The following is a 14,128-nucleotide window of genomic DNA, read 5'->3' as shown; positions in this document are numbered from 1 at the left end:
GATGACTTCCCCTCAGTGCAAGTGTGTTGTCCTGAAACCTGTGTGATGGTGGCTAGCAGGCTGTTGAGAAACAGCCTCTCAACACCCTGCTACACCGACGACAATTCGGCGCTTGGCGAGCGGCGCCTGAGTCGCCGCGCGATCTCGCGCGCCAGTTTCTCGATGCGCGGCGCCTTGACGATCGACGCATGGCTGCCGCCGATGCGCATCACTTCCAGGCGCTCCCCAAGCAGTTCGCCCCAGCCGAACGACACGTCCTCGCCTTCGCCGCGATCGGCGGCGAAGTAAGTCACCGTCGTGGCCGTAGGCGGCGCCTCGTACTCCACCGCCGCCGTGGCGCCCGCGCGGTAGACCGCCAGCACGCGCTTCATCAGCGCCATGTCCAGGTGCGCCGGCAGCAGGGCTTCGCGCTGGGACACCGCGATCATGGCGTCGACATCGCCGCGTTCGGCACAGGTCATCAGTTCGGCATGTGCGGGATGCTGCCGCACGTCGCCGCCTGGCGATTGCAGATCGGCGATCCAGCGCATCAGCGCGTGGCATTCGTCGAAGTCGGCTTCGCTCGCCAGCAGTTCCTCCCGCAGGTGCGGACTGCTGCCGGTGTCGATCATGCCGACAAAGCCCACCTCCTCGCCCGCGGCCAGCAACTGGCTGGCGATCTCGTACGCGATCATGCCGCCCAGCGACCAGCCCGCCACCAGGTACGGACCAGACGCTTGCACGTGGCGCATGGCCTCCAGATGCTTGCATGCGGCGTTTCGCCGGCGGCGATGCCGCTGGCCGCCAGTGCGTAGACCGGCTGGTCGGCATCCAGGTGCCTGGTCAGGTCGAAGGCGTATTGCACTTCGCCGCCAATCGGATGGATCAGGAACAGCGGTGTCGATCGCCCGTGCGTGCGAATGGGAACGAGGTTTGGATGCCGCGACGAAACCTTGCTCGAATCGATAAAGGCCGCCAAGGCGCCAAGGGTCGGATGCGAGAACAGATGACGCAGCTCCATCTCGATCCCGGCGCGCTTGCGCAACTGCGAAACCAGTTGCACCGCCAGCAGCGAATGTCCGCCCAGCGCAAAGAAGTCGTCATGGACGCCGACCCGGTCGAGCTTCAACACCTCGGCCCACAGGCCCGCCATGGTCGCTTCGATCGGCGTGCGCGGCGCAACGTATCCCGTTTCGCTGCGCGTCATGTCGGGCGCCGGCAGCGCAGCGCGGTTGACCTTGCCATTGGCTGTCAGCGGCATGCGTTCGAGTGCCACGACGTGGCTTGGCACCATGTACTCGGGCAACGTCTGCGAGAGAGTCGCGCGTAGTTGTGCCTCCGTGGGCAAGCCCTGCCCTTCGTGCGCCACCAGGTACGCCACCAGCCGCTTATCGCCGACGCTGTCCTCGCGCGCCAGCACCAGCGCCTGGCGTACTCCACTGCACGCGGTCAACTTCGCCTCGATCTCGCCGAGCTCGATGCGGAAACCACGGATCTTTACCTGGAAATCGTTACGCCCAAGATATTCAATGCTTCCGTCGGTGTGCCAACGCCCCAGATCGCCAGTCTTATAGATCCGCGCCTGCGGGTCGGCGAGGAAGGGATCCGGCAGGAAACGCTCCGTCGTCAGCTCCGGACGGTTCAGATATCCGCGCGCCACACCGTCACCGCCAATGTAGATCTCACCTGCCACCCCCACCGGCACCGGCTCCCCGTGCTGATCGAGAATGTACACGCGCATATTGCCGAGCGGCCCGCCGATGCTTGGCCAGTCGCCAGCGTCACGCAACGCACAAGCGGTCGCATCCACCGTGCATTCGGTCGGGCCGTAGACGTTGTAGAAATCGATCCCGCTCGCCTGCCGCAAGCGCTGCCAAAGCGACAACGACAGCGCCTCGCCACCCACCAAGATGGTTTTCAGTGCCGCTTCGTGGCCAGGTGACGCCAGCAATCCCGCATCAACCAGCATCTCCAGTTGCACCGGCGTGCAGTCGAAAGCCGCTAGTTGCTGCTGCCGGATATAGGCGAGGAGCGCGGCGCTCTCCGTGCGCAAGGATTGCGGAAAAATAACCAGCGTCCGTCCCGACAGCAATTGGGTCAGCGATTGCACCGACGCATCGAACGTCACCGATGCATTCAGACCCACCCTCGCCGCTTGTCCGCATGCGGCAAAGGCCACGCGCTCCAGGCTCGACCACAGGTTCAGAATGGAACGGTGTTCGACCATGACGCCCTTGGGCATGCCAGTCGAGCCCGAGGTGTAGATCACATAGGCCAGGTTGTGCGGTTGGGCGTGGTGATCCAGATGGCTGTCGCTGTAAGCAGCCAATGCATCCGCGTCGCTATCCAGACAGAACACCGGTGAACCTGGTGCCGCTGGCAGCGCATCGCGCACAGGCTGTTGCGTCAGGATCACCGCCGGCTTCGCATCGTCCACGATGGCTGCCAGGCGATCCGAAGGGTGACTCGGATCGAGCGGCACATAGGCACCGCCGGCCTTCAACACACCTAGCAGGCCGACGATCATCGCCACCGACCGTTCCACGCACAACCCCACCAATACATCCGGACCGACGCCCAGCGTACGCAGATGACGCGCCAGACGGTTGGCCCGAAGGTTGAGTTCCGCATAGGTCAGCGACTCGCCTTCGTACACCACGGCCACCTGCTCGGGCGTCCGCGACGCCTGGGCTTCGAACAACTCATGCAGCGTCTGCGTGTTGGGCTCCAGCTCCGGATAAACCGTAGCGGTGTCGTTGAACGCAGACAGCAGTTGGTGACGCTCGGCTTGGTCCAGCATCGCCAGCTGGCCAAGCGGGCGGCCCGGCTCGGCCACGATTGCCTGCAGTAGACGGGTGAAGTGCCCCGCCATGCGTTCGATCGTGCGCACATCGAACAGCTCGGTGCTGTACTCGAAGCAGCCCTGCAAGCCCTCCCTGCCCTCGGTCAGGGTCAGCATGAGGTCGAACTTGGCGGTGACGCCGTTGCTTTCCAGCAGGTTCATCGACACGCCCGGCAGGGTCAGCTCGCCTATCGGCATGTTCTGCAGCGCCAGCATCACCTGGAACAACGGCGTGTAGCTGGTGTGGCGTTCCGGCTGCAACGCTTCGACCAGCTGCTCGAACGGCACGTCCTGGTGCGCATACGCATCCAGCGTGTGCTGTCGCACTTGCTGCAGCAAGCCATCGAAGTCGAGCGTCAGATCCACCTGGGTACGTAGCACCAGCGTGTTGACGAAGAACCCGATCAAGTCTTCGATGTCGGCGCGGTTGCGGTTGGCGATTGGCGTGCCGATGCAGATGTCGCTCTGCCCCGAATAGCGGGCCAGCAGCACGTTGAAGGCCGCGCACAGCGTCATGAACAGCGTGCTCTGGGTCCGTCGGCCGAGCGCCTGCAGGCCTGACACCAACGCCGCCGGCACCGCGAACGGCAGCGTCGCGCCGACATGGCTCGACTGCGCCGGCCGCGGCCGGTCCGTGGGCAAGGCCAGCAGACTCGGGCTATCGGCCAGCTGCCGTTTCCAGTAACTCAGCTGTCGCTCCAGCACCTCGCCGCGCAGCCACTCACGCTGCCAGTGCGCAAAGTCGGCGTACTGGATCGGCAACGCCGGCAACGGCGACGGCCGGCCTTCGGTAAAGGCCTGGTACAACGCCGCCATCTCGCGCACCACCACGCCCATCGACCAGCCATCCGACACGATATGGTGCATGGTCAGCAGCAGGATGTGCTCCTGCGCATCGAGTCGCAGCAGTGCGCCGCGGATCAGCAGATCGGACTCCAGGTCAAACGGCGTCTGCGTTTCTTCCATCAACAGGCGGTGCGCTTCCACCTGCCGTTCCCTCGATGGCAGCTCGGAGAGATCGCTCACGGCCAGCAGCAAGGCCGTGGCCGGCATCACGATCTGCACGGGCGAGCCGTCCTGCTCAGCAAATCGTGTGCGCAGCGCCTCGTGGCGTAGCAGGATCTCATCGAGCGTACGGCCCAGCGCATCGATATCCAGATCGCCGGACAGACGCAACGTCAGCGGGATGTTGTACAGCGCGCTCTGGCGATCGAGCTGATCGAGAAACCACAGGCGCGTCTGGGCGAACGACAACGCCAATGGCGTATCGCGTCCTACCGGCTGCAGCGGCGGCGCGCCGGCCCCGCTATCGGCATCGGCCACCCGACGCGTCAATGCCGCCACCGTGGGTGCGTCGAATAAGGCACGCAATGGCAGTTCGACGCGCCAGGCACGTTGCACGCGTGACACCAGCTGCGTTGCCAACAGCGAGTGACCTCCCAGTGCGAAAAAGTCGTCGTGCATGCCGACCCGATCCCGCTTCAGTACTTCCGCCCACAGGCCCGCCATGATTTCTTCCGCGGGCGTGCGCGGGGCGACATAACCCGCCTCGCTGCGTGTCATGTCCGGCGCCGGCAGCACGCCGCGGTTGACCTTGCCGTTCGGCGTCAGCGGCATCCGTTCCAGCACGATGAAATAGCTCGGCACCATGTACTCGGGCAGCGTCTGCGACAGCAGCGCCCGCAGACCGGCCTCGTCAGGCAACGTCTGCCCTTCGTGCGCGACCAGATAAGCCACCAGACGCTTGTCGCCCGCATGGTCCTCGCGCGCCAGCACCACCACTTCGCTGGCCAGCGCCTGCAGCGCGGACTCGATCTCGCCCAGCTCGATGCGGAAGCCGCGCACCTTCACCTGGTGATCGATACGGCCCAGGTACTCGATCTCGCCATCCGCCCGGTAGCGGACCAGATCGCCGGTGCGGTACATGCATGCACCCGGCACGGCACTGAAGGGGTTCGGGACAAACTTCTCCGCTGTCAGTTCCGGCCGTTGCAGATAGCCGCGCGCCAGGCCGTCACCGGCAATGAACAGCTCGCCGGCCACGCCCAGCGGCACCGGCTCCCACTGCGCATCGAGGATGTAGGTCTGCGTGCCGGCAATCGGTCGACCGATCGACACCGGCGTGGTCGATCCCTTCACCACCAGGGTGAAGGTCGAATACGTCGTGTCTTCCGACGGACCGTACAGGTTGTAGACCTGCTCCACCGACGGCTGCTGATACAACGCCTGCGCCAGCGTGTTCGCCAACGCCTCGCCGGCCAGGTTCACCACCTTCACCGACGCCGGCAGCCCGCGGCCGCGCAGTACTTCCGCCATGGCCGAAGGCACCGTGTTTACCAGCGTCACCGGCAACGCGTCGGCGTGTTCCATGAAGTCGAGGATGTTGTCGACCAGCCAGGCGGCACCGCCCTGACTGAGTGGCACGAACAGCTCGAAGATGGACAGGTCGAAGCAGACCGAGGTCGAGGCCAGCACCTTGCTCAAACTGTCGCGGTCAAAGGTGGCCTGAGCCCAATCGATAAAGGCCACCGCGTTGCGGTGCTGAATCCCCACCCCCTTGGGTTTGCCGGTCGAGCCCGACGTGTAGATCACATAAGCCAGGTGATCGCCACGGGTAACGGATGAAGGATGGTCGTCGCGCTCGCCGGTCCACAACGCGCCGGCGGCATCGACACGAATCACCGTCATCCCGTCCACCACGGGCAACTCCAGCTGCAATGCTTCCTGCGTCAGCAGCACTCGCGGCTGCGCATCGAGCAGCATCGTGGCGATGCGCCCCGCCGGATAGGCCGGGTCCAGCGGCACATAGGCACCGCCCGCCTTCAGCACCGCGAGCAGGCTCACCACCAGGTCGGGCGTGCGCGCCATGCATACACCCACCAGCACATCCGGACCGACGCCCAGTCGCCGCAGATGGTGCGCCAGGCGATTGGCACGCCGGTTCAACTCGGCATAGCTCAGCGCGGTGCCGCGATGCATGAGCGCCACGCTATCCGGCGTGCGCGCGACCTGCGCTTCGAACAAAGCCTGGATGGCCGGCGTCGCGGTTGACGACGCCACCACCGTCGCAGCGTTCCAATCATCCAATAGCAACTGCCGCTCGGCGACCGGCATCACCTCCAGGCTGTCGATCGAGGCCTCCGGCTGGTTCTCCAGCGCGTCGGCCAGTTCCCCAAGCACGGTATGCATGTACTGGCACACCCGCCGCGCGCGCTCCTCGCCCGGGATTTGCACCGCGATACCGAAGCCGTCGCCCGAATCGTCGATCGACACCAGGCACGGATAGTTGGTGCGTTCCTTTACCTTGATCGGCCGCAGGCCCTCCAGCACGTCGATGGCGGACGCATCGGCACCGGCGTTGTGGCGATAGTTGAGCAGCGACGAGAACAGCGGCGTCGGCGCCGCCACGCCACTGGCGCGCTGCGCCAGCGCCAGCGACGCGTGCTCGTGTCGCAGCAGCCGGGTCAGGGTCGCGTGCGTATCGCGCACGCCGTCGAGCACCGGCTTCGTGCCGATGGGAATGCACACCGGCAAGGTATTGATGAAGATACCCAGCACGCGGTCCGCACCTTCGCCGCTCTGCATGCGGCCGAACAGCACCGTACCGAACACCACGTCCTGCCGCCCCGAGAGGCGCGACAGCACCTGCGCCCACGCCAGATGCATCAGGCTGGCCGTGCTCACGCCGAGCTTGCGCGCCTGCTGCCGCAGGCGCCGCCCCAGCAAGGTCTCGACCTTGAGCTGTGCCTCGGCGATCTCCGTGCCGTCACCCTGCACATCCAGCAGGCCGAACGGTGCGGTGGGCTCGTCGACATGCGCCAGCATCGGGCGGAAGAACGCCTCATGCTCCGCCTGGCTTACACCAAGTCGAGCCTGAGCCACGAAGTTGCGGTACGGCAGCGGTTCGGGCAGCGTGCCGCCCTGCCCTTCGAGGATGGCCTTCAACTCGCCCATCAGCAGTTTGAGCGAGGTGTTGTCGTCGATCAGGTGATGCAGCATCACCTGCATCAGCCAGCGGCCCTGCTGCGCATCCTCCGCCACGAAGCAGCGGATCAGCGGCGCCTGCCGCACATCCAGGCGATAGTTCAGCGGGTTGTAACGCTCGCTCAGTTGCGCCGCCACATCGCCGCTCTGGTCCAGGCTGACCTCTTCGAGCGGCAGCGGTGCCTGTCGCCACACCACCTGCACCGGTTCGGCCAGGCCTTCCCAATGCATGGCCGTGCGCAAGGCGTCATGCCGCGCAATCACCGTCTCCAGCGCCGCCACAAATCGGTCGAGCAGGCCGCGCGTGTCGAACGCCCACAGCATCTCCATCAGGTACGCATCGCGCTCTTCCGCCATGCGGTGATGGAACAGCAGGCCCTCCTGCACCGGCGCCAGCGGATAAATGTCCTGGATATTCGCCGCACCGCCCGGCACATGTTCAGCGATAGCGGCAAGCTCTTCGTCGCTGAGCTGCACCAGGGTCACCATGTCCGGCGTGATCCGCGTGCAGCCGACCGGAATTCCGTTGGCCGGCACCGCGATCTCGCTGCCGCCCTTGTTCGACGCCACGGCCAGCGCCGCCACGGTGGGCTCGGCGAAGAACTGGCGGATATCCACCGACAGCTCCACGCGGCGCATCCGCTCGATCATCGCAATGGCGAGCAAGGAGTGGCCGCCCAGGGCGAAAAAGTCGTCGTGGACGCTGACCTTGTCCAGCTTCAACACTTCCGCCCAGATACCGGCAATCACTTCCTCCACCGGCGTGCGCGGCGCGACATAGGCCGCCTCGCTGCGCGTCGTATCCGGCGCCGGCAGTGCCTTGCGGTCGAGCTTGCCGTTGGCCGTCAGCGGAAAGCTGTCGAGCACCACGAAATGGTTCGGCACCATGTACTCAGGCAAGTGCTTACCCACCGCGGCGCGCAACTGCGCCTCGTCGGGCATGGCCCGCCCGTCGCGCGCCACCACGTAGGCCACCAGCCGCTTGTCGCCGGGCTGGTCTTCACGCACCAGCACCAGCGCCTCGCGTACCGCCGGATGATCGGCGACGCGCGCCTCGATCTCGCCCAGCTCGATGCGGAAGCCGCGAATCTTGACCTGCTCGTCGTTGCGGCCGAGGTACTCGACGCTGCCATCCGCCAGCCAGCGGCCGACGTCGCCGGTCTTGTAGAGCTTCGCCTGCGGATCATCAACGAACGGATGGACGATAAAGCGCTCGGCCGTGAGTTCCGGCCGGTTGAGATAGCCGCGCGCCACGCCCGCGCCGCCCACATAGAGCTCGCCCGCCACGCCGATCGGCGCCGGCTGGCGATGCGCGTCCAGCACATACAGTTGCAGGTCGGGAATCTGCCGGCCGATCGGGCTGGGGCCGACGCGATACGCATCCGACGGCTCCAGCGCCAGATAGGTCACGTGCACAGTCGTTTCGGTGATGCCGTACATATTGACCAGGCGCGTAGCGGCGTTCACCGGCCGCTCGTACCAGGGCTTGAGCGCGCTCAGCTCCAGCGCCTCGCCGCCGAACACCACGTAACGCAAACGATGCGCCTTGCCCTGCTCGCCCTGCGCGGCGATCAACTGCCGGAACGCGCTCGGCGTCTGGTTGAGCACGGTCACGCCCTGCTCGCATAGCAAGTCATAGAACTCCGACGGCGAACGCGTCACCGCCTGCGGCACCACCACCAGCTTGCCGCCATAGGCGAGCGCGCCCCAGATTTCCCACACCGAGAAATCGAAGGCGAACGAGTGGAACAAGGTCCACACGTCGTGCGGCCCGAAGCCGTACCAATGATCGGTGGACGACAGCAGCCGCATCACATTGCCATGCGCCACCATCACGCCCTTGGGTTGGCCGGTGGAGCCGGAGGTATAAATGATGTAGGCGAGGTGATGCGCTTGCAGGCCGATCGATGCGGCGTCGAGATTGCTGGAGTCCGCCTTCGCCCACGCCTGTGCGCCGCTGCGCAGATCCAGCACCGGCGCTGCCGCGGCCAGCAGCATGTCCTGTACCGCCGGCGGCAGGTTTTCCCAGCCGTTGACCAGCACCGCCACCGGCGCGCTGTCGGCCAGGGTGTAGCTCAGGCGGTCGGCCGGATACGCCGGGTCGAGCGGCACATAGGCGCCGCCGGCCTTCAGTACGGCGAGCAGGCCCACGATCATGTCCACCGAGCGCGGCACGCACAGGCCCACCAGCACGTCCGGTCCCACGCCCAGGCCGCGCAGATGGCGTGCCAGGCGGTTGGCCCGCGCGTTGAGTTCCGCGTAGGACAGCGACGCGTCCTCGTAGGTCACGGCGACAGCGTGCGGCGTCCGCGTCGCCTGCGCTTCAAACAGCTCGTGCAGCATGCGCGCGTCAGGCGTACTAGGCGGAGCCACCATGCCCGTCTCGTTGAACGCATACAGCAGTTGCTGACGCTCGGCTTCGCCCAGCATCGCCAGCTCGCCCACCGGGCGTTCCGGCGCGGCCGCGATCGCCTGCAACAAGCGGCTGAAGTGGCCGGCCATCCGCTCGATCGTGCCGGCGTCGAACAGCTCCGTGCTGTACTCGAAGCAACCCTCCAGGCCATTCCGCCCCTTCGCAAGAGTCAGCGTCAGGTCGAACTTCGAGGTGACGCTCTCGCTTTCCTTCAAGCTTAGCGACAGCCCCGGCAGCAACTGCTCGTCCGTCGGCATGTTCTGCAATACCAGCATCACCTGGAACAGCGGCGTGTAGCTGGTATGGCGTTCCGTCTGCAGCGCTTCCACCAACTGCTCGAACGGCACATCCTGGTGGGCATAGGCCTCCAGCATGTGCTGGCGTACCTGCCCGAGCAGCTCGGTGAAGCCGCGTTGCAGATCCACTTGCGTGCGCAACACCAGCGTATTGACGAAGAAGCCGATCAGGCCTTCGATATCCGCGCGATTGCGGTTGGCGATCGGCGTGCCGATGCAGATATCGCTCTGCCCTGAATAGCGCGCCAGCAGCACATTAAAGGCCGCGCTCAGTGCCATAAACAGCGTGCTCTGCGTAGCCCGGCCCAGCGACTGCAGTTGCGTCACCAGTGCCGCCGGTATCGCGAACGGCACCGTCGCACCAGCGTGGCTGGCCTGCGGCGGACGCGGCCGGTCGGTCGGCAGCGCCAGCAGGCTCGGGCTGTCCGCCAGTTGCCGCTTCCAGTAATTCAACTGGCGCTCCAGCACCTCGCCCTGCAGCCAGGCCCGCTGCCAGTGCGCAAAGTCGGCGTACTGGATCGGCAGCTCCGGCAGCGGCGACGGCCGCCCTTCGACAAAGGCGGCGTACAGGGCCGCCATCTCGCGCACCACCACGCCCATCGACCATCCATCCGACACGATGTGGTGCATCGCCAGCAGCAGGACATGCTCGTCGTCGGCCAGTTTGAGCAGACTCGGGCGGATCAGCGGCCCTGTCGACAGCTCGAAGGGAGCGACCGCCGCTTCCTGCAAGCGCAGGCGCGCCTCCGCTTCGCGTTGCGCGGGTGGCAGGTGGCTCAGGTCCATCACCGGCAGCGCCAGCGATGGCGCTGCCGCGATGCGCTGTACCGGCTCGTCCCCCGCCAGCGCAAACGTGGTGCGCAGCGCTTCATGGCGACGCACGATTGCATTCAGCGTGCGCGCCAGCGCGTCCACGTTGAGCCGCCCCGTCAGGCGCGCGGCGGCGGCCAGGTTATAGATCTCGCGGCGGGACTCGTACTGGTCGAGGAACCACAGGCGCTGTTGCGCGAACGATAGCGGCAACGCCGCGTCGCGCGACACGCGCGGTATCCCTGCTGGTATCGGCGGCGCCACGACGGTCGGTGCCTCCTCGATGACAGGCACAGGCACTTGCTTGCCGGACTCCACCGGGCGACCCCACGCCCGCGCGGCGCGACGCTGGGATGCCATGACCGGCGTGGACTCCACCACCGGCGTCGTTATGGCCGCCGTCGCGACGCGCGCGGTTACGCTGGTTACGCTGGTTTCGCTGGCAGCTGCGCCGGCGATCGCCGGGTACGCGCGCGCCAGATGCTCAGCCAGCCCTGCCAGCAGCGGGTATTCAAAGAAGACCGTCGGCTTCAGCTCCAACCCATACCGCTGGTTCAGCGCATTGGCGAATTCGGTGAAGGTGATCGAATCGAAGCCGTACTCGCTCAGGGACGTCTCGTCGTCGATGTCTTGCGGCTTGACCTTGATCAGTGCCGCAGCCACGCCGACCAGTTCGCGCACAAGCTGGTCCGACGACGGCTGCGCCACAGCGGCGGCTTCATCCCGAGGCGCCTGGGCCTCCGCTGCCTCCGGCTGACCCGAAAGCACCTGGCGGATGCGCGCGGCATCGCCCGCCATCACCAGCGCCTGGTGCTGCGTGCCGGCCCATGCCCGGCGCAGCGCCGCAACGCCGCTATCGGTCGCCAAGGCATGCATGCCCAACTGTCGCACCAGCATGGCGCGCGTCGCGGCGTCCACCTGCATGCCTCCCTCGTCCCACAACGGCCAGTTCACCGACAGCGTGCGCCCGCGGCGCTGCCCCTTGGCTACCAGCTCGCCGCGGTAGTGCGCGAACGCATCCATGAAGGCATTGCCCGCGGCGTAGTCGGCCTGCCCGATATTGCCGAGCGCGCCGGCAATCGACGAGAAGGTGATAAAGCAATCCAGCGGCATGTCGCGGCTGGCTTCGTCCAGATTCAGTGTGCCGGCCACCTTGGCGCCCAGCACGTCGCGCAACTGCTGCTGCGTCTTGCCGGCCAGATAGCCATCGCGTAGCACGCCGGCGCTGTGGATGATGCCGTCGAGGCCTTCGAACTCCTCCGGAATACCGTGCACCAGCGCCGTTAGCGCCGTCGCGTCGGTGACATCCACCGCGTGATAGCGCACCACCGCACCCAGTGTTTCGAGCTCGCGGAGGTTGGCCTTAATGCTTTCGCTCAGCGCCGAACGGCCGCTCAGGATCAGCACCGGGTTGCGAACCCGCCGCGCGATCTCTCGCGCGAAGATCAGGCCTAGCCCACCGGCACCACCGGTGATCAGGTAGACACCTTGTGCCTTCCACGGCATAGGTGCCTCGGCGACATCCTCATGCGCATCCCATCCCGCCAGCTGCCGCTCGCCGTTGATGTAGCGCACCTGCTGCGCGTCGTCGCCGCGGTTGTCCAGTAGCGCCTGGGCGACATCCTGGCCCGGCTCGACGCTGATGATCTGGCCGGCGATGCGCGGGTTTTCCAGTTGCGCTGTACGCAACATGCCGCCAAGGCCACGCAGGGTCTGTTGCACACCGCGATCGGGAACGACGACCTGCAGCAACAAGGTTCCGCTCTGGCCGTTCCAGTTCTGCAGCTGTTCCAGCAGGACGCCCGCGGCTTCCATATAGCCCTTAGCAGCATCGGGTCCAGTCGGCAGCCGCACGCAGATCGCATCCGGCAGCACGTGTGCGATATGCGTATCCACACCCAACAGCACCACATGCCTGGCATAGCCAGGGTTCGCACCCTTCGCGGCCGGGCGCGAATGCCATGCGGGCTGAAACATAAGTGTCTGGATCGGCGCCGCGGACGACGGCTTGGCTACCGCCGGCGCTCCCAGCATCGGTCGCAGACTGAAACCGCGCAGACGCACGCATACCGCACCTTGCTCGTCGCACAGATCCACATCGAGCCGGCGCACGGCGTCACCGGCGTTGCTACCGCTGCTTGGGCGCACTACCGCCCACATCGAAGGCGTGCATGGACGCAGCATCTCCAGCACGTCCAGCGCAAACGGCAGCACCGGCGTGGTGTCGGCCTTGCCGGTCGCCGTATCGACTTGCATACCGACAGTGGCCTGCAAGGCCGCATCGAGCAGGCTGGGATGCAGCCCATAACCCTCCCGCGGCGCGGTGGCTGGCAGCGCAATGCGCGCCAGCACTTGTCTCGGCCCCACCCACAGTTCCGCCAGCCCCTGGAAGGTCGGCCCATAGTCCAGGCCCATCTGCCCGAACAGCGCATAGCACTGCTCCGCCGCCAGATGGACGGCCGAGCAATCGCCACGCAGCGCAGACAAATCGTGCGTTGCCGCCATCGGCAACTCGGTGACCGCCAGCGTGCCGCGGCTGTACACCACCGCCTCGCCGTGGCCGCCGTCGCTATAGATCTCGAACGGCAGCTCGCTGGAGGCTTGCGGATAGAGCGCGATATGCAGATCGAGGCCATCCGCGCCCACGGTCACCGGGCGCGTCCACGCCATATCCCGCAGCTGCAAGCCGTGGTCGTCGCCGAGCGCTTCACGCGCAGCGCAACGCGCCATCTCCATCTGCGCGGCCCCCGGCAGGACGCACGTTCCACGCACCAGATGATCGGCCAGATAGAACTCGTGGCCTGAAAGCCGCGTGGTAAAGCGCAGGCCGGCCACATCGGAAGTGTTCCGGTGCAGCAGCGGATGCAGCACCGCGGCAGCGGACGCCGCCACGTGTTGCGAACGGGTATCGAGCCAGTAGCGCTCGCGCGCGAACGGATACGTCGGCAGGCTGATCCGTCGCGGCCGCAACGCGCCGTACAGCATCGCCCACGCCACCGGCAGGCCCTTCACCCACAGGTCCAGCAACTTGCCGTGCTGGCCTTGCGCGACCCAGCCGGACAGCAAGGTATCCATCCCCGGGTCGCCAGCCAGCGACCTGAGTACGTCCTTGGTCCGCTTCACCTGGCCGCGGTAGATCTCTTGCTCGCCGCTGGTCTCGCCATCCAGATAACCGGCCAGCGCGGCGCGCAGTTCGTCCAGCGTGTGAACCACGATACCCAGACGCTCGTCCATCGCCTCGCGGCCGACCTGCAGTGTGTAGGCCAGCTCATCGAGATGCAGCGTTGCATCAATTTCATGCCCTTCCAGGAACGCAGCCAGCTGCGCTACCTGTTCACGCAGCCGTTCCTCGCTGCGCGCCGACAACACCACCAGGGCCGGGCCTTGGCTCGTCACATGAGCTCGTGCCGGTGCTTCGTATTCCTCGATCACTACATGCGCAGTCGCCCCGCCCGCACCGAACGAGGAGATGCCCGCGGCACGCGGGTAGGTCTTGCTGACGCCATCCGTTACGACCACCGGTCGCTCCCACGGCGACAGCGTCTGCTGCACCACGAACGGCGTGCCGGCAAAGTCGATGTTCGGGTTCAATACGCTGGAGTGCAGGCTCGGCGCCAACTGCCGGTGCTTCAGCTGCAGCAGCACCTTGGTGACGCCGGCGATGCCCGCCGCGCTCTCGCAGTGACCGATATTCGATTTGGCCGAGCCGATCGCGCAGTACTGCTTGTCCTGGGTCCAGTGGCCGAACGCCTTGCTCAATCCCGCGATCTCGATCGGATCGCCCAGGCTGGTTCCGGTGCCATG

2 protein-coding genes are annotated in these 14,128 nt (G+C 66.2%); both read right to left on the bottom strand.

The window, feature by feature from the left end; translation table 11 throughout:
- Nucleotides 1-89: 89 nt before the first annotated feature.
- The gene (locus OUZ52_RS04990; protein WP_266157222.1) at nucleotides 90-731 is read right to left on the bottom strand and encodes a thioesterase domain-containing protein; all 642 of its coding nucleotides are present in this window, start codon (nucleotides 729-731) and stop codon (nucleotides 90-92) included.
- On the bottom strand, nucleotides 671-14,128 hold a 13,458-nt coding region (locus OUZ52_RS04985; RefSeq protein ID WP_266157221.1), incomplete at its 5' end, for a non-ribosomal peptide synthetase. The genes OUZ52_RS04990 and OUZ52_RS04985, both read right to left, overlap by 61 nt.

The sequence above is a fragment of the Dyella silvatica genome (genome assembly GCF_026283955.1).
Lineage (GTDB): Bacteria > Pseudomonadota > Gammaproteobacteria > Xanthomonadales > Rhodanobacteraceae > Dyella_C > Dyella_C silvatica.
The sequence above is the reverse complement of the archived record's forward strand: the minus strand, read 5'-3'. Positions and strand labels throughout refer to the sequence as shown.

Coding starts and splice junctions, on each gene's coding strand:
- OUZ52_RS04990 (WP_266157222.1), bottom strand. CDS start 731: ATGCGCCACGTGCAAGCGTCTGGTCCGTACCTGGTGGCGGGCTGGTCG.